Raw genomic sequence first — 22972 nt, forward strand, 5'->3', positions numbered from 1 at the left:
GCGTTGCAATAACCTAGCCGCGACACGCCAATAACCCTAGCTCGCGCAAGCGTGGAGCAAAGTAGCAGTTACTAGGATAAAATAACAGAAATACGCTAGCGTAGCGAGCCCTAGCTCACGGTAGTGGTAGGCGGGTAGCCGGCTTCGGTGAGCATCGCCTTGGTGCCCTGCATCAGGTTGCTTTTCAAGACTAGCACCTGACGGCGGTAATCCTCGGAAGGAGCCCAGAAGTACACGCGTAAGTCGGCGGTGGTGTCGGCGCTTTTTTCCAAGGTAATGTAGCTCACATACGGGGGCGTCGATTCGACACCTTCCGTGCCGTTGACGTATTGCAGGATCTTGTCGATTACCTGAGCCGGACCTGGCTGTTCGCCGTAGTCAACACTTACCAGAAAGTCCTGGCGGATATACTCGTTGCGGGTGAAGTTGGTGAGGGGCTCACGCAGCACAACGGCATTTGGCAGCGAAATTTGCTTTCCTTCAAAAGTTCTAATAATGGTCGTCCGAAGGTTCAGCGCTTCCACCTGACCTAGCATATCCCGAATCTGTACCGTGTCGTGAATGTGGAATGGGCGGTTGAACGCCAGCACCATGCCCGCCAGAAAGTTCTCGGCGATGTCCTTGAGCGCAAAGCCAACCACGAAAGCCGTGAGCCCGGCCGCACCCAACACCCCACTAACTACCCCCGAAAGCCCCACGATCTGCATGGCTAGCAGCAACCCCGTCAGGATCATCCCCCATTTTGCCACGTTCGTCAGAAAATCAGCCAGCAGTGGATCGTGGGCTTTACTCTGCAAACGGCCACTGAGCAACAGGCTGAAGCGTTTGGCAACCGCCAGCGCCAGCGAAAGAACCACTAGGGCAATGAGGAGCTTGGGTGCAATAAAGAGGAATGCCTCCCAGTAGGTGTGGAGTACGCGTTGGATGTCTTGGAACATAAGCAAACAGGTGGTGTGGGCCTACTTCGGCCGCGAAACATTTGCGTAACAGTACGGGAGGTTGCGCCTTTGGGGTTCCGTGGCTGAGCTTAGCGAACTCATTGCCGATACGCGCTATTGTAATGGCTTCAATTATGCATTCTTGGAACAGCGCGTGGTATCCAGCCTTGGGTTCCGGTCTTTGGCGCGTATAAACCAGTGGTGGATGGATTTCGCTACGAAGCCGAGATAGACGCTTTTTTGTGTCCCGCAGGCAAGTTACTGCCCGTCCGCAACTACGCCGCCCGCCAAGACGGAAACTGGGCCAAGAATTACCGCGCAGCTTACCAAGATTGTCAGCAGTACCCGTTGAAAATGAGTTGCACGCCCGCAGCACCCTAGCAAAAGTTTATGCGCTCAGCCTTTGATGCGGCTTGCCGCCGCACTTTGCACGATCAGCGAAGCTGCGCGGGCCAGCGAATGCGGCGGGTCCAGCAACGCATGGTCGAGCCTGTTTTTGGTAGCCTGATCCATCATTATGGACTACGCCGAGTCGGTACAAAGGGCTGGGTAACTGCTCATAAGGCCACGCTGCTCAGTGCAGTTGCTTATAATTTTAAAAATGGCTCATGACCAGCCAAAGCTGGTCATGAGCCGAGTCCTAGCCTTGCAGTCCGACCGAGAAAGGCAAATTAGTGACCTCTCTGGTCGCTGGTCGATAGCCAGTTCCTCCTTTCTAAACTACTTGCTTAATCGAGCAACAAGTGGTCTTAAGTTCTGCAACAGCGAGCGTATGTCCGATCCGGCCGCCATCGTAGCCTTGTTTCAGGAAGTAAAATCGGGGAAGAACAACCGGCGCCCCGAACTGGCCAAAGCCATGGCCGAGTGCTGGCGCCTGAGCGCCACGCTGCTGGTGGCCACGCTAGATCGTGTGAGCTGGGATGCCGCCTACATCCTGCGCTTAGAGGTGCCGTTTGTGGCCGTGGACCTGCTCGAGCTGAACACCTGGACCAAAGGCATCTTCGCCCGCCTGGCCCAGCACGGACGTGAGCTCATCAGCAAGCGCACTAAAGAAGCGTTGGCGGCCAAGAAAGTGTGGGGAGAACTGCTCGGAACGTGGGAAATCTCCGTGCAAAAGGCAGGTGCGCGCCTAGCAGCAAGCCAACGTGTAGTGCCAGCACCTGCTCCACTTGCTGGGCGAGAAGGGACTGAGCTTACGGGAAAGTGCCCAGGCCTTAAGCGAGAAAGGCTACCGCACGCGACGGGGGTGTATCTTTACTGGCAAAGGCGTGCTGCTCTTGCTCCAACGGCTGGTTTAGTACCCGGCGACAGGGCTCCTTTTACCTTGAAGGGTCAGCTGGCTGCAAGGATAGCGTTAGCGAGCAATCTGGTCGAGACGGGCCAGCTAACACCAGTGATGCCTCTACGTTATCAGCACCTATCCCCAAGGAGAAAGTGTTCGCGGTGCACTCTTCTCCCGCTATGGCGGCCGATAGGCTGTAGCAGCCCAGCGCCAGCGGGTACTTAATGCATGTGCTAGGCCGGGAAATACTCATCGAGCAGCTGCTGGAGCTTGGTCACTGTCAGGGGCTTTTCCAGGATGCCGTCCAAGGGTAAGCCCCGCAGTTGGTCCAGATCCCGCTCCACGGAGGCGCTGGTGAGCAGCATCACCACGATGCCCTGCCGCTGCGTGGCGGGCAAGTGCTGGTAAGCCTGCAGAAACTCGATGCCGTTGAGCACGGGCATGTTCAGGTCGAGCAGAATCAGTTCCGGGCACTGCGCTTGGCCGGGCACCTGGCAAGTCGTGGCCAGTGCGCGCAGAGCCTGTGCCCCGTCCTCAGCTACCAGCAGGTGCTCGGTCACGCCGGCGCGCTCAATGACTATCTTATTCAGAAAATTGGCGGTCTCGTCATCATCGACCAGCAGCACACTTGTTAAACGGGGCATGGAGAGGATAGAAAAAACTAGTAGAAGCCAGTCCCTAGGCGGGGAAGGTGAGGGTGAACGCCGTCCCTACGCCCTGCTGGCTGACAACGGTGATGGTCCCGCCCGCATTGTCCACAATCTTCTTGACTGTGTACAGGCCCACGCCTGAACCCTCGACATGGGTGTGCAGGCGCTGGAAGAGCTGAAACAGGCGCTGTTGCTGCGTCTCATTCAACCCCAAGCCGTTGTCCTGCACCGTGAGCACCAGCGCGTCGCCCACTGGCTGGCAGCGGATACGCACCCGGGGCACCCGCTCGGGGTGGCGGTACTTGAGGGCATTGCTCAGGAGATTGTAGATCAGGCTGCGCAGGTTCTTGGGCGAGAACACCCGCGGCTGCACACCATTCACGGCTACGTCGAGCACGGCCCTGGATTCGAGGAACTGGAAGTGCAGGTCCTGCCGCACATCCTCAATGATGGCCGCCAGGGAAACGGTCTCGGCGGGCTGGGCAAACTCGGCTTGTAGCTGGCTCACATCGGTCAGGTGCGTGATCGTGCGCCGGAAGCGCTCGATAGACTCCTGCATGCGCGCCAGCAACGGAGCTACGTGCGCGTCGGTGAGCACGGCCGTGGGCAGCAACTCCGGCAAGAGCGTGAGTAGGCCCTCGATGTTGCTGATGGGCGACTTCAGGTCGTGCGAGGCCGTGTAGACGAAGTTGTCCAGGTCGGCATTGGTGCGCACCAAGCGGGTGTTGCTTTCGTGCAGCTCCTCGTTGGTGGCCGTCAGCTCCTCGTTGATGGCGGCCAGCTCTTCGTTGAGGTCCGCCAGTTGCTCGTTGAGGCCCTGCACCTGCTGGCGGGCGCGCACCTGGTCGGTGACTTCGACCCCCACGCCCGCCAGCCGCTCCACCTGGCCTTGGGCATCGCGTAAGGGTCGGATCGTTAAGCTGAAGTAGCACAGCTCTTCCCGGTGGGCGAACTGCACGGGTAAGTCTTGTACAAACACGTCCTCACCCTGCCAGGCTCTATTCAGTAGGGCGGGGGCACCCTGATCAACGAGTTCGGCCATGACCTCAAAATAGGGCCGGCCCAGCAGCTCGGCCGGCGAGCGGCCCAGCATCTGCGCCATCAGCGGGTTGACTAGTTCCACCACGTACGCCGGCCCCCGCGCCACCCAAATCGCCGTGGCCCCCTGCGCAAACACGGTTTCGACCAGGCGCTGCTGCTCCTCCCGCTGTTGGCGGGCCACGACCTGCTGCGTCACGTCGTAGCCGAAGCCCGATACGCCCACGATCCGGCCCTGTTCGCGGTAGGCCTGGTAGCTGAAGCTAAAGTAGATGGTGCGGGGCGGCTGGTCAGCGTCCTGCACGGTAAAGGGTAATTCATTGCCTATAAACGTTTCCCCCGTCTGATACACTCCGTCGAGCAAGGCCAGAAAGCCCTGCTCCTGCGCTTCGGGCAGGCACTCGCGCAAGGGGCGGCCGCGCAGCAGGCGGGTGCCCATGAGGTGCTCGCTGGTCGGGTTGGCGTACTCGACGCGGTGGTCCGGCTCGCGTAGCAGCAGCACCACGGCTGCGGTTTGCTCAAAGACCTGGTAGAGGTCTTCGCGCTGCTGCACTTGGCGCTGGGCGGCGGCCAGCAGCTCGGCTTGCAGCGCCGCGGCGGCCTGGTGACTGGCTTCCAACTCCTGCGTGCGCTGCTGCACCCGCGATTCTAGCGCCTCGTTGAGCTGGCGCAATTGCTGCTGGGCTTCGCTCAAGGCGGTGTTGGCGGTCTGGTATTGCTCGTTGCTGGCCCGTAGTTCTTTATTCATCGTGGCCAGTTCCTGGTTGAGCAGCTGCACCTGCTGGCGGGCGCGCACCTGGTCGGTGACTTCGACCCCTACGCACGCCAGCCGCTCCACCTGGCCCTGGGCATCGCGCAGGGGCTGGATGACGAAGCTGAAGTAGCTCAGTTCCCCTTCTGCTTGGTGGGTGAAGTGGGCGGGTAAGTCCTGGATAGAAACGACCTCGCCCTGCCACGCCCGGGCGTGTAGGGCAGGGCCGCCCTGGCTGACGAGTTCGGGCAGAGCTTCAAAATGGGGCCGGCCCAGCAGCTCGGCCGGCGAGTGGCCCAGAATCCGCGCCATCAGCGGGTTGACCAATTCAAATACGTACTCCGGCCCCTTCGCCACCCAAATAGCCGTGGGCGCCTCGGCAAACACCGTTTCGACCAGGCGCTGCTGCTCGTCGCGCTGCTGCTGGGCCTGCACGCGCTCGGTAACGTTGACGATGCTGTGCACGAGGCCAGTGACGGCGCCTTGCGCGTCGCGGATGGCCGTGTTGGTGGGGTCCCAGTAGCGCCCCATGAACTGGCCGGGGGCGGCCGGGTTAGGCACGTTGTAATGCTGCACGGCCATGTGGTGGGGCTCGCCCGTGGCCAGCACCTGCTGCAAGGAAGCCCGCAGGCTGGTGATAGTATCGCCCTCCGGCGTGCCGGGCGAGCCGGGAAACACCTCGAACAGGGTGCGCCCCAGCAGTTGCGTCCGCGTCAGGCCGAAAACCGCCAGGTAGGCGTCGCTGGCGGCGGCCACGTGCAGCGTGGGCGTGAGCAGCACGCACGCGACCGGCAGGCTGGCTACGACTCCGGGCAGGCTCCAGGCGCTGGGGAAGGCCAGCGGCGGCTGGGCGGAAGGGTCGGTGCTCGGGTCCGGTAGTGGGGAAGTCATAGCGGTACTGATAGCAATACAAGACGTAGAATCACTGCCGAAGATAGGCGCTTTTGGGGCAGGTTGCCAAGCTGGTCGCCGGGCTTGGCAGTGGCGTATGCCGGCTCCCAGCGTTGGGATAGGTAGGGCTAGGGGCGCGGGTCCGTTACTCCGCTGCCAGGAAAATTCTTCGTTTGCGGTCAGGTGCCAGACTTAGCGCAGCGGTGATCATTCGGCCGTCTTGCCACACTCGACTTCCCCGAGCTCCCCGAGCACGGCTTCTTCTGGCACGAAGGAGCGCGCCACCGGTTGCTGCGCGGCTAGACCGAAGCTACTACGGCCTTGCGGCTGGGTACGGACGCGCTCGTAGGCCTCGTACGGCACAAGAGGGGCCGTTGGGAAGAAGATCGTAGGCAAAGACACGTGGCTTGGACATCTTCTGATTCTCTCTTTACAAAATGTCCAAGCAGCCTCGCTAAGCCGGATCTCAGAAGCCTCTATTCAATACAAGATTAGTTCTCGGAATGTCCTCGAAGCGGAAGCTGCTGCCGTCTAACTAGCCTGTTTTGAGTCGGCTCCAAAACGATTCGGCGTGGGCGTTATCGTAGCAGTTGTCCGCCGATTCCTGCTCTGTACCGCCTCATGATACGCCACCAAGGCCTGAAAGGAAGTCACAGAGCATTAGCTACCTGGATCAGTTGCGGTCAGGCAGGTAGGGGCGCAGGAGATGCGCTAAGTAGCTAGTCCGCTAGCTAAGCCCTAAACTGGTGGTAGAGCGCGTCGAAGCTAGCTTTGATTTCCTGCTGCAACTCACCAGTCTGGTGCTGCAGCATATGGTTGATGGCGATGCCGTCGCCGAGAAAGATGAATAGCTTGGCCACCTGCGTATCCGGCAGTGAGGTTTGTATCTCGCCCGTCGCCCGTGCCTGCCGCACGACCGCCGACCACTCGGCCAGTTCCAATTCTTGCCGCCGCTCGTGCAGCGCCTGAAACGCGGGTAGGCGTTTGAGCGCGTCGAGTAATAGCAGGAAATGGCTGGCCCGTAATGTTCCTTCTTCCGCGGCCTCCACTAGGTGCTGGTTGAGGCGTTCGACGATACGCTGCAAGTGGTCGCCATAAAAGGCGTGCAGCGACTCGTGAGAATAGCGGCTGTAGTCCACCTGCATCTGCCCACTGTAGAAGCGCTCGATAACGGCCTCAAACAGTTGCTCTTTACTGCCGAAGTAATGGTAAAAAGCGCCCTTAGATAAGCCGCTCGCCTTCACCAGCCCGCTCATCGTGACTTCCCGATAGCTGTTCTGGGAGAACAGCTGAAGGGCCGTTTCTAAAATGTGTTCGCGGGCATCCTGCATAAAACCTTTGGTATGACAAAGGTAAGGAAACGCGCGAAAAGGATTGTCTAAGCTAAAATATTGAAAACTAAGACAGTACATCCTTCCCAATGAAGAGCTGTGCTGGCTTAGTGTTTCCTAGTTGTTTAACAACACCCAAACTTCTATGGACGAAGAACGATTTTGCCACGGGTGTGTCGCTGCTCAAGCGCGCGAAAGGCATCCCGAACCTGGTCTAGTGGGTAGGTAGCGGCAATGGGGATTTCTAGCTCCCCGGCCGCAATGAGCTGTACCAATTCCGCCATCACACTGGCCCTGGCGGCATGAAGGTTACCGTGAGCCTTAACGGGGAAAGCCGTAAGGGCGGCGAGGTCAATCGTCGTGTTCACCCGCGCTGGCTGCACACCTAGGTCATGTATCGCCAGCTGTACGTACCCAGTGCCGAAGAAATCGAGAAAGGCGTCAATACGCCCGCCAGGCGCCGCGGCTTTCAGCCGGTCAGCGAGGGTTGGCCCGTAATTGACTGGAATGGCCCCGTGGCCGGTTAGCCAGTCATTACCCGACGGTCCCGCAATGCCGAGAACAGTGGCGCCGGCCCGTTTTGCCAGCTGCACCGCAATGGTGCCGACCCCACCCGTCGCAGCGGAGATGGCGACCACATCCCTCGGTGCGAGCCCCACGGCCCGAACAGCGGCGTAGGCCGTGGCGCCGGCGGTAAACAGCGCGCCTGCCACATCCCAGGAAACAGTTGACGGCTTAGCGGTTAGATTGTCGGCTGGCGCGATGGCGAACTCCGCCTGACTCGCCCGGGCATTAAGTGCGCAGAAGCCCAGTACCTCGTCGCCAACCTGGAAGGACTCGACGCCCGCGCCCACTTCGGTTACTACGCCTGCCAAGTCGACCCCTTGCCCTGAGGGCAGCTTGCCGGGCATGCCCCCTCGGCGAACGACCGTTTCCCCCGGGTTAATACCGGCCGCCTTAACTTGGAGGAGGACTTCCCCGGCTTTGGGGGAAGGGCGGGGCACCGAACGCACTTGCAGCACATCGACGTCGCCGTAGTCATCAAACTGAACGGCCTTTATAGTAGGCATAGTATCTCCTGATGTTTTAAGTAAAACGATGGGTCGCAGTTGGGTTTAATTTGGAACGAGATGCTTGAATTGCGGCGGTTGACGGTCGCCTATAATCGCGCCGTCCGCAAACGTCTCTTCCAGTAGTCCTAGGTCTTCTTTACTTAGGCGCAGTTCCAGCGCCGCAAGGTTCTCGGGCAGCCGCGAGGGTCGACTCATACCGACGAGGGGCACGATATCCTCTCCACGCATGAGCACCCACGCGATGGCAAGCTGAGCGGGGGTGCAGTTCCGCGCAGCAGCTAGCTCCTTGAGCACCGACACGCGCTTCAGGTTGTGTACCAGATTAGCGCCTTGAAAGCGGGGAAATAGCTTTGCGCGCCGGTCATCGGGCGGCAGCGGCGCTGTCATGTCTCCCAGCAAGAGGCCTTGCGCCGCCACTCCATAGCCAACAATGCCAACCCCCAGCTCGCGGGCGGTCGGCAAGATGTCGCGCTCTATCATTCGCGTCGCCAGCGAATACTCTATTTCCAGTGCCGTGACTGGGTGTGTGGCATGCGCCCGCCGCAGCTGCTCGGCATTAGCTTCAGACAAACCTAGGAAGCGAACTTTGCCTTCCTGAATAAGGTCAGCGATAGCGCCGACCGTGTCTTCAATCGGGACATCAGGTGCGATGCGTGCCGGCTGGTAGATGTCGATTACCTCAACGCCCAACCGCTGTAACGAGTAAGCCGCGAAGTTTTTGATGGAGGCAGGGCGGCTATCGAAACCTAGAAATGCGCCGCTTGGCGACTTCTGCGCGCCAAATTTGACGCTGATAATGGCCTGGTCGCGCCGGCCCTTGAGGGCACGACCAACGAGCATTTCATTGTGTCCCATCCCATAAAAGTCGCCGGTATTAAGCAAGTTAATGCCGACATCAAGCGCTGCCTGTATGGTGGCGATGCCGTCCTGGTCACGGTCTGGTCCCAGGTGGGGCCCTACCGCGCCTGACATCTGCATGCAACCCAACCCGATAGCCGAAACGAGTGGCCCATTTATTCCGAGTCTGTGCCTTTTCATAGAGCTTTTATTAGAAAACTAAATTCAGATAATGACCTGCTTAGCAAGTAGAGTTTATCTGATTAAGGAATGACTGGTTACTTGATAATACTGCGGTTGAAGTACTGGTAGAAAGCGCCCTTAGATAAGCTGTCCGCCTCTACCAGTCCACTCATTATTACCTCTTTACAGCTATTCGGGAAGAACAGCCTGAGGACCATTTTTAAAATGCATGCGCGAGCATCCTGTACAATACCGACCGTTTGGTATGTCAAAGATAATTAAGAACTAGGTAGTAATTCAATACGCCCAGAGATTATTTAGCAAGCCACTGCTTAACCCAAGACCCACTATTATTGGCAAATTAGAAATAACAGGAGGCGGGAGACCGTATTTGCCTTGTATAAGCAGGTGCGCTACTTAAGGGAATATCATCAATCAATCCGCCGTCTACCAGAAGCTCCGTGCCGGTGACAAAGCTGGCCTCCTCTGGATCTTGGTACGCCGCTCGGTAGTGCTTGACCTAGCCGCTGTCGGCCTTGGTGTTGTACTTGCGGAAGGGCAGCGGCTTGTCGGCTGGAGAGCGATAATCGTCTGCGGCTACGTGGTATGTGAAACCGGTGGCTGGTGGTTTGTATGAACCAAAAACGGGAATCCAGGAGGTAAGGACCTAGTGTTCTAATAACGCATAGTTGAAGCCATCCGAGTAGCCCGTGTCGGTCACCAGATCGCGCAGTTGCAGCTAATTTGCCTGCATGCGTTGCTGTAGATATTCTACTAGACTGGGAGGCTGTCCCGCAAGTTGGTCAAGTCCGCTTGTATAGAGGCAATCTTGGAAAGGAGACAAAGTTGGTTCATACAACCACACGACTAAGCAAAAGGTCGGGTACTGCTCCTACAACTGTGTGTGCCCACAGAAATAGGTCCGCAACGGAGCTGTATCCGGCGCTGCCAAGCCGCTCGTGAGGGCAAGGATTGTATGCTGATGGTGTGCTGTAGAGCTACTCTAGAATCTGATAGCCAATGGGCTTGAAGGCATAGTTGTTGGACATCTCCGCCGAGCACGCCGTCATGCCGATCAGCAAGTCCGTTTTCGCTTCCAGTATTACGTAGTCGCCTGCTTTACTTTTTGGGGGCAGCACGGCTACTTTCCCGGTTTCCCCATCCACGGTCACGTGCATGAAGATATTGAAGCAGATCGGGATAGCATCGGGGCTGATACCGTATTCATGCAGAGCCTCGCATAGATTCCCGAAGCACCCCCGGTGCGGATGGGTATGGCCATAGATGATCCGGAACGTATCGGCACTGCAGGGCGTGAGCAGAAAATCGTGCCGGCCAACGGTGTCTTCCACCAGTTCAAACAGAATATTGCTGCGGTTGGAATAGAAGGGGTGCCCTTTGGTCAAGAAGATCGTCTCGGCGTAGTCAATAGTTCGTCCTGAGGAAAGGTACTCCGCTTTGTCAGCCAGATTGTAGCAGACAAAATCGGAGACCTGCTCGCCCTCGACGTCCACTACTTTTAGTTTTTGACCTTTGCGTAATACAAAGGCGGTGCCGCTACGCGGCGGAATGATGGTTAATTGCTCCATGTTCACTTAAAAAAGGACATTTCCAGGATTCGTCGTAGGCCTTGCCACTATACTGGTACGCTTCCGATGCGTTGCCGTAATCCTGTAACATTGGGTTGATGGAACCCGAATACGCCACGTCGCGGGTCCGAATCGTGTTACGGATATTATCGTAGCGACCGTTGGTGCGGATCTGTTCGAACTGGGCGTGAGGATTGAACACCAAGGTAGGGTAGGTAAACTGCCGAGCTAGTCGCGAACTACCAGGATGAAGGCCAATAACGAAAAAAGCTTCCTCTTTCAGACTAAAGCTGAAGTCGGGTGAGGCGGGGTCCGCAACTACCCGCTGGTCGTAGCCATAGCGCTGGGCATCTAAGTTGGAAAGCGCTTGCATACGCTGCCAGAAGAACTCTTCGAAAAGGGCCTCGTTGGGAGCCTCCGGGCCTTTAAAGATAATAGCCGCGCTATGATACAGCTTATCAGACTGCCGGTAGGAGTCTACAAAGCCATAGAGAAAGTCTAAAATGGCCGCATCATCCTTGGGGCAGGCGAGGTGATCTACAACCAGGCAGTGTAGCTGCTGAAAGGTGAGAGCGGTTTTGGCCGCAACACAGGGAAACTCCTTCTTATTTATAAAAGAAAGATACTCCTCAGTATATATATTGTTTTGAATGTCAGGCATGTGGGAATTATAGCGAGAACGGAGAGCCAGGAATAAGTAAATTATCTTGTTCAAGGAATACGCAAGAATTCGCTGATGTGTTGACGCGGTTGATTTGGCTCGTGTGGCGCTTTAGCGTGGAGCTTGTAGCTCAACGTGAGTCGGCAGCGAGTGGAAGCACTTACGCGTAAGTGCTTAGCTGAACAACATTTACTCGTCTGTTGCATAGAACGAGCCGCACTCAGTTGTTAGGGCAGCACTGTTCAGCTAGTATTAATTTTCAAGCAGCATTTGCACAAAATCATGCACACTAAAATGTATCCCAACAGCTCTTTGATGAGAGAAGGGGAAGAATGCATTCATGACAGAAGCTGAGGCTGTTATTCGGGCTGCATCCAGGCAGTAGCGTATGGAGTAGCCGATTAACACTTCGCCATATAGGTCAGGAACCCCTGTGTTCTGCTAGCAACATCTCTCTCTAGAGTTAGCCGCTATCTGAAGTGATCTAGCTAAGCCGGACAGAGTTGAGATGTCGTTTGAAGGTAGGTCTCGAAGTGGTTAGGGTAAGATAACTGCGCGAGGGATGCCGCCGTTCGGCGTTGTACTAGGCAATGTAGTAGCTGAGTGCTACGTGTGCTCCGATCAAGCTGGCCCAACTCCCATTATTGAGTAGTACGGCAAGGCGCCTAAGGGAAGAAGTATATATTAACTTATCAAGAATAAATAGACTTATGCAGAAACAAAAGTACATTGGCCCCGTCCTATTCTGCTGACTATCTGTATTAACTATGCTTCCTTGTGCCTGAATGATGACGTCTACTACTTGCTTTCTTGAATTCCCTCTCTTTGAACGCTGGGTTTCACCTATCCTTCGTAGTACTGCCTCTCGGTATCGCTTGCCAAGAAGGTAAGTAGTCCTTTCACTTCCCTTACCAGCGGGAGGATGCGTTATTGACCCCGATACCTATCACTACACAATAAGCCTCCCTGATTGCGCGCCTACGCCGAGCGAAGCTAGGCTCCACTGTGCTTACTTAACCCAGGTAATGTACTGCAGCCAACAAGTGGTGCGGCAGTTTGACATTCTGTTTTCTTCTATGCAAATGATTACTCTAGCTCGTGCTAGCTTAGTGCTAGCGAAAACGAACGCAACGATTGGTTGCAGATTGGCAGTCATCGGCGTTTTACTAGCCTATGCACCGGCTGTTGCCCAAACGCCCACCCCGACGCCGAGTAGTGGCTTCTTCAGTGGCGGCGGAGAAGTGAGCACTGGCAGATCGTCGCAGAGTATTGCCTTAGGCGATGTCGACAAGGATGGCGACCTAGACCTAGCTACTGCCGACTACGGCGGCAATACGGTGAGCATTCGGCTTAATGCGGGTGGTGGCAACTTCTTGGCGGGGCCTACGCTAAGCGGCGCAGATATGCCAACGGGCATTATCTTAGCCGACTTAGATGGCGACGGGGATCTTGATTTTGCGACGTCGAATAATACGCCGGTCGGGATAACAGTGGGACTAAACCAAGGGAACACCACCTTCACGACGCGCGTCAACCCGGTGAACAACGCACATACCTACAGTATTGCGGCGGGCGACCTAGATAAAGACGGCGACATCGATTTGGTGGTAGGCGGCGTCGAGAGTTTAACGGCGTACGTACTACGCAACAACGGACAGGGCAGCTTCACGAGAAGCGCGACCGTTGCGCTAAATACGCCTAGCTCCAACGGGAACGAAGTAGTAAGCCTAGGGGATGTTGACGGCGACGGCGACCTGGATCTTTTAGCCGTTAGCAGCGGCTCTACGGTAAGCATCAGCTTCAACATCGGGGCAGGTACTTTTGTCACAAGCGCGCAAGGCGTTCCGCTGACCGGTAGTCTTAGCAGTGTGACGCTCGGTGACGTAGATGGGGATGGTGACCAGGATTTGCTGGCGGCTAATGGCAACTCCACCAGCGGCAACTTGGTCAGTGTGCGGCTCAACAATGGCGCGGGTCGCTTCAGTGATGGACAGGATGTGGTAGTAGGCAGTATGCCGACGCGAGTAGCAGTAGGCGACGTAGACGGCGATGGCGACCTTGACTTTGTGTCGGCGAACAGCAGCAGCAATACAGCCACCGTGTGCCTGAACAATGGCAGTGGCGGCTTTTTCTATGCCAATAAACAGCAAGTAAGCGTTGGCAGCGTACCGTTGGACGTAGCCCTCGGTGACCTAGATGGCGACGGCGACCTAGATTTGGCAACAGCCAACGATGGCACTGCGAGCGTGCGCCTGAACCAGAACCAAGCCCTACCTAGACCCACCATCACGAGCCTATCGGCCACGACCAGTGCCGTGGGCAGCAGCCTGACTATCACTGGCATTGACTTCCTCAATGTTAAAGAGGTTTCCTTCAACGGGGTGGTCGTGCCTGCTGCCGAGCTAGTGCCTAATTCCTTGACGCAACTAACGGTAGCAGTACCTGTGGGTGCTACTACGGGGGCGGTTGTAGTAACGACCGCTGCTGGGGCGAGCAATGGAGTGCTCCTGACCATTAGCCCCTCTACGCAAGTGACGGCCGTGCTACCCACCCGCAATGCCCCGGCCGCCGTGCGCAACACGCCCGTGGCCATCACGTTTGATCAGCCCCTAAGTACGGCCGGCACGACCCTAGGCTCGTTGAAGGTGTTTAGCGAGCAAGAGGGAAAGAAAGCCGGCAACACAACCGTCAACGGCAACACGTTAACTTTCACACCTGCTACACCCTTTCAGCCGGGTATATTGGTTCAGGCCACCGTTAGTAACAGTGCACAGAGCACAACGGGCAGTGTGGTTCGCCCTCATGTCTTTCAGTTTACGACAGCCACTAGCCCCGCCTCCGGGGTGTTTGGCGGGGGCACAGACGTGAGCGTTACAGGTTCCGTTCAAGATATCTTGGCGGGGGATGTGGATGGCGATGGCGACATCGATATGGTTGCGGCCAATAATACGACTCCGGCCACCATGAGCGTGCGCCTCAACAACGGAACCGGTGGCTTTACGGCGGGGCAGGAGGTAAGTGTAGCATCTGCTTATAGAGGAACACTTGGCGACGTGGATGGCGACGGCGACCTAGATCTGCTCAGCGGAAGTATTCGGGGCACGGTGAGCGTGCGCCTCAACAATGGCAATGGCACCTTCAGCAACACAGGCCAGGCGGTTGCCATCAATGGTTATGGCTCCATTGTCGCGCTCGGCGACGTAGACGCAGATGGTGACCTAGACCTCCTAAGTGATGACGGGGTGCACTTCAACGATGGGACCGGCACGTTTAGTGGCCTAAGTAACAGCACCGGGAACCTCGGAGATGTCACGCTCGGTGACGTGGATAATGATGGTGACTTAGATATCGTTAGCACCAAAGGCGCCCAGGTTAGCACGGTGACCGTGCAGCTAAATAATGGCGTCGGTGGCTTTACGACAAGCCAAGTACTCGACCCCGGAATGAGTGGTGCCTTTCAGTCTGTTTTGGGCGACGTAGATAAAGATGGCGACCTGGATATAATAACCGCCGCTAGCTACAGCAATACGTTGAAATTGCGCCTCAACAATGGAAACGGCACGTTTGGCAATAGTCAGGAAGTGGCCGTGGGTAATAACCCAGTAGAGATAAAGCTCAGCGACCTAGACGGTGACGGCGACCTAGACCTGCTGGTGGCGAATAGCAACCGCGCGGTGAGCGTGCGTATAAATAATGGCGCTGGTGGCTTCAGCACCGGCCAGGACGTGTCCTTTACGGCGCCCTTATCGAGCCTAGCTGTTGGGGATGTGAACGGCGACGGTGCCCCCGATTTGCTCGCGGGTAATACTACTGCTTTTCTACAAGCCGGCAGGGTCAGTGTTCGACTAAATCAACCTACGACACTGCCGCTCACCGTGACCGCACTAACTCCCGTGCGCAACGGCGTCGCCGTGCCGCTCACCGGCCCCCTCAGCCTGAGCTTCAGCCAGTTGCTCAGCAACAGTGCTTCCACTCAAAACGCGCTGAAGGTATTCAGTGCCCAACGAGGAGGGAAGAAAGCTAGCACCGCCACGGTAACTGGTAATACGCTCAGCATAACTCCCTCAGCTCCATTCAAACCGGGTGAAACGGTTTTTGCCACGCTCACTACCGGCGTGCAAAACAGCAGCGGCCAGAACCTAGCGGCCGGGCAAGTATATCAGTTTACGGCCGCCACGAGCCAGGCTCCGGGCTATTTCTACGGTACCACGGATGTGGCGGCGGGCGCCAGCACGGCAGGCGTGGTCGTGGCCGGCGTGGTCCCCGGTGATGTCGATGGCGACGGGGACCTAGACCTAGTATCAACTACCGGCGTGCAGCTCAACAACGGAGCGGGTCGCTTTGTAGCGGGCGCCACGCTCAGTATCGCGGGCACGGCGCGGGCCCTAACCTTGGGCGACGTAGATGCCGACGGAGACCTAGACGTAGTGGTCGCCACCAACACGGGGGTAGGTATCGTGGAAGTTCGCCTGAACAATGGGCAAGGCAACTTTAGCGGCACCCAGCGGGTGAGCGTAGGCTCCGACCCCTCGGCCATAGCCCTAGCCGACGTGGACGCCGATGGTGACCTAGACCTGCTCACGGCTAACTACAGCAGCAACACGGTAAGTGTGCGTCTGAACAACGGTACGGGCCTCTTCAGTGGCAACTCGGAAGTGACGGTAGGCGCGCAGCCCGTGAGCCTAGCCCTTGGCGACGTCGATAATGACGGCGACCTAGACTTACTCACCCCAAGCTTCAGCGGCACCACCGTGAGCGTACGCCTGAACAGCGGCACGGGCACGTTCAGCGGCAATCAGGAGGTAGCGGTCGGTTTCAACCCTCACAGCGTGAGCATAGCCGACCTCGACGGCGACGGCGACTTAGACTTGGTGACGGCGAATTACAACAACTATGGCCCTACCATGACCAGCGCCTACAGCAGCTCCGTGGGTGTGCGACTGAACGATGGAGCAGGTTCCTTCTCGGGTACGCGCAACCTGCCAGTCCGCCGTGGGGCGGTGAGCGTGGTGCTGGCTGATGTAGAAGGGGAAGGCTACGCCGACATCATTGTGGCGAGTGAGAACGACTATGACACGGACAGTGGCACCGTGTCTGTAGTTCTCAACATCAGCCGGACGAACAGCTTCTACACGCGCCAAGAACTTGTGGTCGGCCGCGGCGTGGGCAGCGTCGCAGCAGGCGACCTCGACGGCGACGGTGACTTGGACATCATCAGTGGCAACGGAGCCGATGGTACGGCCAGTGTGCGGATCAACCGGCTGCCCTCGGAGGGAGGCGCGGCCGTACTCCGGACCGCTACAAGTGCTAGCCCTAGTGCACTGAGCCTCTATCCGAATCCTAGTACGGGGCGCTTTACCTTGAGCTATATGGCCACCCAGACGCAAGCCGCGACGCTCACACTTACTGACCGCCTTGGCCGCGTAGTGCAGCAGCAGCGCCTCACCTTGCAAGTAGGAGAGAATACGGTGCTCCTGGAGGCACCCGCCTCCGCTGCCGGGTTCTACCAGCTCACGCTGCGCACGACTGATGGCCGCGCACACCAACAGAAACTTGCCATCCAACCCTAGGCCTCTTTCGCTTGCTTCTGGGACAAAACTCCCAGCCCCTGTAAGGCTGTAGGCTTGTTCAAGAAGCGAGCGAAACGGCTGTCATCACTACCATACCCCGCTGTCTATGACGCTACTCGCTACGCTGCTCGATTCTCCTGCCCCAATTCCTATCCGTTTTCGGCACGCTATGGGTGCATTCCTGCTGCTGACAACGACCATCGGGCAGGCGCAGACGCCCACCGTCACAATCCTATCGTCCCCACGCAACGCCCGCTCGGCCCCGCGCACCAACGACGTGGGCGTGGGTTTCAGTCAGACCCTGAGTAACACAATTGCCACGCAACAAATCTTAAACGTCTTCAACCAACAGGCCGGCAGCAAGAAGGCGGGAAGAGCGACGGTGAGCGGCAACACGCTCAGCTTCAACCCAACAACGGACTTCAAGCCCGGTGAAACTGTGTCCGCTACGGTGACTTCGGCGGCGCAGAGCACAAGTGGCACGACGACGACCCAGCATGTTTTTCAGTTTACCACGGCAGTTAGCCCTAGTAGCTACTCTTTTGCCAAAAGAACTCCCAGAACCCCTCCGTCGCCGAGGCCTTTGGCAAACAACAAAAACGGTGGCCGAACTCGGCCACCGTTTTGCATTGGTAGGGTACGTAGAAGCGAAGGCTTAGCGGATAACCGTGAGGCGCAGGTTTTCTACTTTGCCGTTGCTAATCAAGCGGCAGATGTACACGCCGCTGGCGAGCTTCTCGGTCGATAGCGGCAGGTAGTATTCCGCTCCACTCACTACTTCCGCATTGTAGACGGTGGCAATGAGGTGACCTAGCTCGTCGTACAAGTACACCTGTGCTTTGCCGCCTTGCCGGGTGCGGAAGTGCACCGTGCCCCCTTCTGTCAGCGGGTTGGGGTATACTTCCAGCGTATTCCGCCCGGTCCGCTCGGAAACCGAACCTGGCGACGTAGCACTGGCGGTGGTTGCTACGACTGACTTAGCCGCTCCCGTCACGCGGCGTAGCGCCTCGGCCGGAATGACTTGCTTGGCCAGGCCAGGGCCTTGGTAGCTCGCCGAGAACACCTGCCCGCCGCCGTTCTGGAAGTAGGTCACCGTGAAAGCGTGCGTACCGGCTTGCAAGCCAATGGTACCGGACCGTTCCTGCGTATCGTGGGAGCCGTCGTTGTCGACGACGAGCGTTGAGCCGATGTAGAGCGTGGAGCCATCATCGGAACTGGTGTAGAAGGTATACTGCCCATCGGTGGGCACGGTCACGTAGCCCGTGTACTGGAAGGCGTAGCCGTAGTCGCGCTGACGGGCCTCTAGGTTGATCACCGGGCTGGAGCCGCTCTGCAGCGGGGTCAGGCCGGCGAAGTTGGGCAACACGTCCCAGAAGCCTTCATAGTACTGGTAGTCCAGGCCGGCAACCGTACCCGTGGGGTTCTCGGGTACGCGCAGATTGTTCGCCGTATTCACCGTCACCGTGACTTGGGTCTGGGCACTCGTGGCGCCTTGGTTGTCGGTGGCAACCAGGCCGAACACGTAGCTGCCGGCCACCAGATTGCTCATGGTAGGTTGCACCACGGTCGTATTGCTGAAGCTCGCCGTGCTGGGGCCGCTCACCTGGCTCCAGAGGTAGGCGGCAATGGTGCCGTCTGCATCGGTCGCGCTACCGCTGAGAACCACCGAGTTGGTGGGCAGCGTAAGGCTTCTGTTGGTCCCCGCGTTGGCCACCGGCGCTTGGTTGGCGGTACCCGCCACGCGCTTGTAGGCGGTGGCTGGGATAAGCTGTTTGCCTAGGCTAGGGCCGGCATAGCTCACCTGTAGGTTCTGGCCCCCATCGTTCTCGAAGAAGGCAATAGTCAGCGCGTGCGTACCGGCTTGTAAGCCGATCGTGCCCGACTGCTCCACGTCGCCGTGCAAGCCATCGTTGTCCACCACCAGCTGGGAGCCGATGGAGAGCTTGGAGCCGTCGTCAGACGTAGTGTAGAACGTGTACTGCCCGTCCGTAGGTACGGTCACGTAGCCCGTGTACTGGAAGGCGTAGCCATCGTCGCGCAAGGCGGGCGTGAGCACCGGGCTGGCGACGGTTCCAGTTTTCGCCGGCGTGAGCGCGCTGAAGGTAGGCAGCGTGTTCCAGTAGCCTTCGTAGTACTGGTAATCTAAGCCCGCTACGGCGTTGGCCGGGTTCTCGGGTACGCGCAGATTGCTAGCGGTTCCCGCCACACGCTTCAGCGCCGAAGCCGGAAGGAGCTGCTTGGCCAAGCTAGGTCCGGCGTAACTCACTTGCAGGTTCTGCCCGCCATAGCCTTGTAGGTACGAAACCGTGAAGGCGTGGGTACCAGCTTTCAGGCCGATGGTGCCGCTGAGCTCTCGGTCCCCGTGTGAGCCGTCGTTGTTGACCACCAGCGTGTTGCCGATGTACAGGAGCGAGCCGTCGTCGGAGTTGGAGTAGAACGTGTACTGCCCGTCAGCCGGCACGGTCACGTAGCCGGTGAACTGGAAGGAGAAGGCGTAGTCCCGCTGCTGCGCCGTCAGCTCGAAGGCGGTGGTGGTACCCGTTTTCAGCGGCGTGAGCGTGCTGTAGTCCGGCACCGCATCCCAGAAGCCTTCGTAGTATTTATAGTCCAGACCCGCGACCGTGTTGGCCGGGTTTTCGGGCGTGCGTAGGTCGCTGTTGTTGGCGGCATTGACCGTTACGGTCGTTTGCGCGGCAGCACTTGGTGCACCTAGGTTGTCGGTCACTACTAGGCTGAACACATAGGTGCCCGCGACCAGATTGCTCACGGTGGGTTGAGCCACGGTGGTGTTGCTGAACGTGGCCGTGTTGGGGCCGCTCACCTGCGTCCACGCATAGGTGGCAATGCTGCCATCGGCATCGGTGCCGCTGCCGTTCAGCGTCACGGCGTTGGTGGGTAGGGTGAGGCTCTGGTTGGCCCCTGCGTTAGCCACTGGTGCCTGGTTGGCCGTCGTCGACACCCGCTTATAGGCGGTGGCTGGGATGAGCTGCTTGCCTAGACTAGGGCCGGCGTAGCTCACGTTGAGCGTCTGCCCACCGTCGTTCTCGAAGAAGGCGATGGTAACAGCGTGCGTGCCAGCCTGTAAACCGATGGTGCCCGATTGCTCCACCTCGCCGTGCAGGCCATCGTTGTCCACCACCAGCTGAGAGCCGATAAAGAGCTTGGAACCGTCGTCGGAGCTGGTGTAGAACGTGTACTGCCCGTCGGTCGGCACCGTCACGTAGCCCGTGTACTGGAAGGCGTAGCCATCCTCTCGCTGCGCTTCGGACAGTGTCGGCGTGGCCACCATGCCCGTGCGGGCTGGGGTGAGAGTGCTATAGTCCGGTACGGCACTCCAAAAGCCTTCGTAGTACTGGTAGTTTAGACCCGCTACCGCATTGGCCGGGTTCTCGGGCGTACGCAGGGTGGAAGCGGCATTCTGGTTCAGGCGGATGCCGAACGTATTGGAGCCCGCTGGTCCATCGGGACCGAGCAAGTCGAGGTCCCCATCGCCATCTATATCACTCAGGATGGCACTGCGAACTGCGGCTACCGTTTGCGTGGTGCTGAACGAAGCAGCGCCGTTGTTCACCCATACAAGCGTTCCTGTCTCCGTGCTCGTTACAAAGTCCAGGTCCCCGTCGCCATCCACATCCCCGAGTGAAACGCTACCCAACTGCATGTTGGCCGCAAATTGCCGGGTGGTGAAGGTACCATTCCCGTTGTTCAGCCCTACCGCTACCTGGGTGCTGCCACCATTCGTACTAACGAAGTCAAGGTCGCCATCTTTATCCAGGTCTCCGAGTGCGACGTCTGTTGCGCCACCACCACTCCCCAGTGAAATAAGCTGGCCATTATCGAAGGTGCCGCTGCCGTTGTTGCTGTAAATCGTTACGGCATTGAGCGGAACGCTACCAGGGTTAGCGGAGGCATTGCCCATCACAAAATCCAAGTCGCCGTCGCCATCCACATCACCCACCGCCACGTTGTAGGTTCTATCAACGTTGGAGTTGATGTCTTGGCCACCACGAAAGTTGCCCGTGCCGTCGTTCAGCCGCACGCTCGCGTTGCCGGGGCGGAAACCATACGCTGTCGTAATCAGATCCAGGTCGCCATCTGCATCTACGTCGCCCACCGCAATATCGGTAACACCCGCAAGCACCGTGGCCGTTTGGTAGAGGCTGAACGAGCCGCTGCCATTGTTTAAGTAGACAAGCACGCTCGTACCCACCGTGGCATTGGGGGCAAGTAGATCGAGGTCGCTATCACCGTCCACGTCGGCCAGTATGACAGAGCTACCACCATTAATCTCTTGTCCGCCGGTGAAGGTGCCATTCCCGTTGTTTAGGCGGATACTGATGCTGCCTGAAGAAGAGTTCTGGACAGCTAGGTCGAGGTCACCGTCGCCGTCGAGGTCGCCCGTCGTTGAGCCAGTAGGATTGGTGCCGACCGTTACTTCCGAACCACCCGAAAAGGTGCCGGTGCTCGGTGCCGTAATTGTCGTGAACTGGAATACCTGCCCTTTGGCCAGGCTCTGCCCGTTGCTGCTTTGGAAAGCCGTCAGGATAGAGGCAAATATGGTTTCGCCCGCTTTGAAATCGGCCGTGGGGTTGAACGTGAGCGTCGAGCCAGTCACATTGGCGATGCCCATCTTCAGGCCACCGGCTTGCTGGCTGTACACCTTCAGCGTGCCTTGCGTAGTCGCGGTGTTGCTCAGGGCTTGGTTGAAGGTCACGGCCACATCGGCGCTACGCGGAGCCGCTACCGTGTTGCGCGCCGGCGTGAAGCTGGTAACCGCCAGGGGCGGGGTGAGCAAATTTTGGTTCAGGCGTACGCTGAGCTGCGTTCCTTCGTTGCCCGTTAGTACATCCAGATCGCCATCATTATCGACATCGCTGAGGTAGCTAATCGTGAGCGCACTCGTGTCACCAATCGGCAGCGGAGTGGGAGCACCAAAGGTACCTTGGCCGTTGTTCAAGCGTGTGCCGCTGGCCGCCACAAAATCCAGGTCTTGGTCCCCATCAATATCCCCGAGGCTGATGTCAAAGGAATTCACCCCAAACTGTTGCCCCAAGGTGAAGGTGCCGCCGTTGTTAAGCCCAACCGCTGCAATGGCACTGGTCGCTTGGGACCCCACGCCAATACCCGCCACGAAGTCCAAGTCGCCATCCTGATCAATGTCGCCCAGGTCCAGGCTGGAACTGTACTGGAAGGGGCTGCTGGCAATGGCAATCTGCTGCCCGGTCGTGAACGAGCCCGTGCCGGAATTGCGGAAGACGGTGACGCTCCCCAGGTTGGAGGTGACCATATCCAGGTCGCCATCCTGATCAATGTCACCGAGCTTGATGTCGAAAGGACGATTGGCGATGTAAACGAGTGCATCGCCTCCAGCGGGCGCAAAGGTGCCATCGCCATTGTTGAGGCGGACACTCACCGTGCCCGGCCGCGAGGGGGAGTTGGCCGTCAGCACGTCCAAATAGCCGTCGCCGTTCACGTCGCCAACCGCTAGGTTTTGGGCGCCGTCTCCAACGCTTACATCGGGAACGGCCGTAAAGCTACCCTGACCGTTGTTGAGGCGGACGCTTAAGAAACCTTTCTCACTGCTATTCGAGCCCACCGTGAGCAGGTCTAGGTCGCCGTCGTTGTCGAGGTCGGCCAGCGCGACTCGTCTAGCCGACAGGTCGGGGTTTAGCGCTACTTCGGTACTGCCGCTAAACGAGCCCGTTCCATTATTAAAGCGCACGCTCACCGACCGACTAGTGCTGACGGAGGCTAGGTCCACATCGCCGTCGCCATCTAGGTCGCCAGTTACTACATTCTGGCTCAGGTTTCTGTTTGCCACCGTTGCTTCCGAGCCGCCGCCAAAGGTGCCGGTGCTCGGGCTGGTGGCGGTAATGAATTGCAAGACCCGCGGGATGACGAGATTCTCGCCCGTCTCGCGTTGAATGTCTTTGGTGAAGGTCGCCGATACCCGTTCGCCGGCTTTGAAGTCGGCGTCTGGGTTGAAGGTGAGGATGTTGCTGTTGATGGTCGTTATGCCAGACCGCTTACCGCCCACCTGTTGGCTGAATACTTTAGTGGCGGCTTGCACCGTGGCATTGTTCCCCAACGTGTAAGAGAAGGCAGCCGCTACGTTCGTGTTGCGGGCTACTCCTACCTGATGGGCGGCGGGTGTGGTACTATAGATCAGTCATTGCGC

General features: G+C 58.2%; 14 protein-coding genes. 4 read left to right on the top strand and 10 right to left on the bottom strand.

The window, feature by feature from the left end; translation table 11 throughout:
* Positions 1-110: 110 nt before the first annotated feature.
* Positions 111-938 carry a mechanosensitive ion channel family protein gene (locus SD425_RS11235; protein ID WP_324678521.1) on the bottom strand — a complete coding sequence of 276 codons (828 nt, stop codon included), beginning with the start codon at positions 936-938 and terminating at the stop codon, positions 111-113.
* Between the two features lie 459 nt (positions 939-1397).
* On the opposite strand from SD425_RS11235, the gene SD425_RS30000 reads away from it, so the two are divergent.
* Both SD425_RS30000 and SD425_RS11240 read left to right on the top strand, forming a co-directional pair.
* Entirely contained in the window at positions 1398-1550 is a 153-nt protein-coding gene (locus SD425_RS30000) for a transposase (protein ID WP_416381038.1), read from the top strand.
* A gap of 160 nt (positions 1551-1710) precedes the next feature.
* Entirely contained in the window at positions 1711-2445 is a 735-nt protein-coding gene (locus SD425_RS11240) for a recombinase family protein (RefSeq protein WP_324678523.1), read from the top strand.
* Between the two features lie 8 nt (positions 2446-2453).
* Here SD425_RS11240 and SD425_RS11245 read toward each other — a convergent pair whose 3' ends face one another.
* The 8 genes from SD425_RS11245 to gntA all read right to left on the bottom strand — a co-directional run bounded on the left by SD425_RS11245 (position 2454) and on the right by gntA (position 11224).
* Complete coding sequence (locus SD425_RS11245) at positions 2454-2864, bottom strand: response regulator (RefSeq protein ID WP_324678525.1); 411 nt, start codon at positions 2862-2864, stop codon at positions 2454-2456.
* A 34-nt stretch (positions 2865-2898) separates the two neighbouring features.
* Positions 2899-5550: a PAS domain-containing protein gene (locus tag SD425_RS11250; RefSeq protein ID WP_324678527.1), complete on the bottom strand. Its 2652-nt coding sequence runs from the start codon at positions 5548-5550 to the stop codon at positions 2899-2901.
* A 207-nt stretch (positions 5551-5757) separates the two neighbouring features.
* On the bottom strand, positions 5758-5946 hold the full coding sequence (locus SD425_RS11255) for a hypothetical protein (RefSeq protein WP_324678530.1): 189 nt from the start codon (positions 5944-5946) through the stop codon (positions 5758-5760).
* Between the two features lie 335 nt (positions 5947-6281).
* Positions 6282-6881 (bottom strand): helix-turn-helix domain-containing protein, encoded by a 600-nt coding sequence (locus tag SD425_RS11260; protein ID WP_324678532.1) that lies wholly within the window; start codon positions 6879-6881, stop codon positions 6282-6284.
* 143 nt (positions 6882-7024) lie between these two features.
* Positions 7025-7951 carry an NADP-dependent oxidoreductase gene (locus SD425_RS11265; protein WP_324678534.1) on the bottom strand — a complete coding sequence of 309 codons (927 nt, stop codon included), beginning with the start codon at positions 7949-7951 and terminating at the stop codon, positions 7025-7027.
* Between the two features lie 45 nt (positions 7952-7996).
* On the bottom strand, positions 7997-8992 hold the full coding sequence (locus SD425_RS11270) for an aldo/keto reductase (protein WP_324678537.1): 996 nt from the start codon (positions 8990-8992) through the stop codon (positions 7997-7999).
* Between the two features lie 980 nt (positions 8993-9972).
* Positions 9973-10563, bottom strand: a complete 591-nt coding sequence (locus tag SD425_RS11275; protein ID WP_324678539.1) for an urea carboxylase-associated family protein — start codon at positions 10561-10563, stop codon at positions 9973-9975.
* Positions 10532-11224 (bottom strand): guanitoxin biosynthesis heme-dependent pre-guanitoxin N-hydroxylase GntA, encoded by a 693-nt coding sequence (gntA, locus tag SD425_RS11280; RefSeq protein WP_324678541.1) that lies wholly within the window; start codon positions 11222-11224, stop codon positions 10532-10534. Before gntA ends, SD425_RS11275 begins: the two co-directional genes overlap by 32 nt.
* A 1025-nt stretch (positions 11225-12249) precedes the next feature.
* Between gntA and SD425_RS11285 the strand changes: the two genes are divergently transcribed.
* Positions 12250-16794 carry an FG-GAP-like repeat-containing protein gene (locus SD425_RS11285; protein ID WP_324678543.1) on the top strand — a complete coding sequence of 1515 codons (4545 nt, stop codon included), beginning with the start codon at positions 12250-12252 and terminating at the stop codon, positions 16792-16794.
* 106 nt (positions 16795-16900) lie between these two features.
* Positions 16901-17542, top strand: coding sequence for an Ig-like domain-containing protein (locus tag SD425_RS11290; protein ID WP_324678546.1), 642 nt, complete (start codon positions 16901-16903; stop codon positions 17540-17542).
* On the opposite strand, the gene SD425_RS11295 is transcribed toward SD425_RS11290, so the two are convergent.
* Positions 17450-22963, bottom strand: a complete 5514-nt coding sequence (locus SD425_RS11295; protein ID WP_324679525.1) for an FG-GAP-like repeat-containing protein — start codon at positions 22961-22963, stop codon at positions 17450-17452. The genes SD425_RS11290 and SD425_RS11295 overlap by 93 nt on opposite strands.
* Between the last annotated feature and the right edge of the window lie 9 nt (positions 22964-22972).

The organism is Hymenobacter sp. GOD-10R, assembly GCF_035609205.1.
Taxonomy (GTDB): domain Bacteria; phylum Bacteroidota; class Bacteroidia; order Cytophagales; family Hymenobacteraceae; genus Hymenobacter.

Excerpts from the sequence above, each read along its gene's own strand:
- SD425_RS11235 (WP_324678521.1), bottom strand. The coding sequence starts at position 938 with ATGTTCCAAGACATCCAACGCGTACTCCACACCTACTGGGAGGCATTC.
- SD425_RS30000 (WP_416381038.1), top strand. The coding sequence starts at position 1,398 with ATGCGGCGGGTCCAGCAACGCATGGTCGAGCCTGTTTTTGGTAGCCTG.
- SD425_RS11240 (WP_324678523.1), top strand. The coding sequence starts at position 1,711 with ATGTCCGATCCGGCCGCCATCGTAGCCTTGTTTCAGGAAGTAAAATCG.
- SD425_RS11245 (WP_324678525.1), bottom strand. The coding sequence starts at position 2,864 with ATGCCCCGTTTAACAAGTGTGCTGCTGGTCGATGATGACGAGACCGCC.
- SD425_RS11250 (WP_324678527.1), bottom strand. The coding sequence starts at position 5,550 with ATGACTTCCCCACTACCGGACCCGAGCACCGACCCTTCCGCCCAGCCG.
- SD425_RS11260 (WP_324678532.1), bottom strand. The coding sequence starts at position 6,881 with ATGCAGGATGCCCGCGAACACATTTTAGAAACGGCCCTTCAGCTGTTC.
- SD425_RS11265 (WP_324678534.1), bottom strand. The coding sequence starts at position 7,951 with ATGCCTACTATAAAGGCCGTTCAGTTTGATGACTACGGCGACGTCGAT.
- SD425_RS11270 (WP_324678537.1), bottom strand. The coding sequence starts at position 8,992 with ATGAAAAGGCACAGACTCGGAATAAATGGGCCACTCGTTTCGGCTATC.
- SD425_RS11275 (WP_324678539.1), bottom strand. The coding sequence starts at position 10,563 with ATGGAGCAATTAACCATCATTCCGCCGCGTAGCGGCACCGCCTTTGTA.
- gntA (WP_324678541.1), bottom strand. The coding sequence starts at position 11,224 with ATGCCTGACATTCAAAACAATATATATACTGAGGAGTATCTTTCTTTT.
- SD425_RS11285 (WP_324678543.1), top strand. The coding sequence starts at position 12,250 with ATGTACTGCAGCCAACAAGTGGTGCGGCAGTTTGACATTCTGTTTTCT.
- SD425_RS11290 (WP_324678546.1), top strand. The coding sequence starts at position 16,901 with ATGACGCTACTCGCTACGCTGCTCGATTCTCCTGCCCCAATTCCTATC.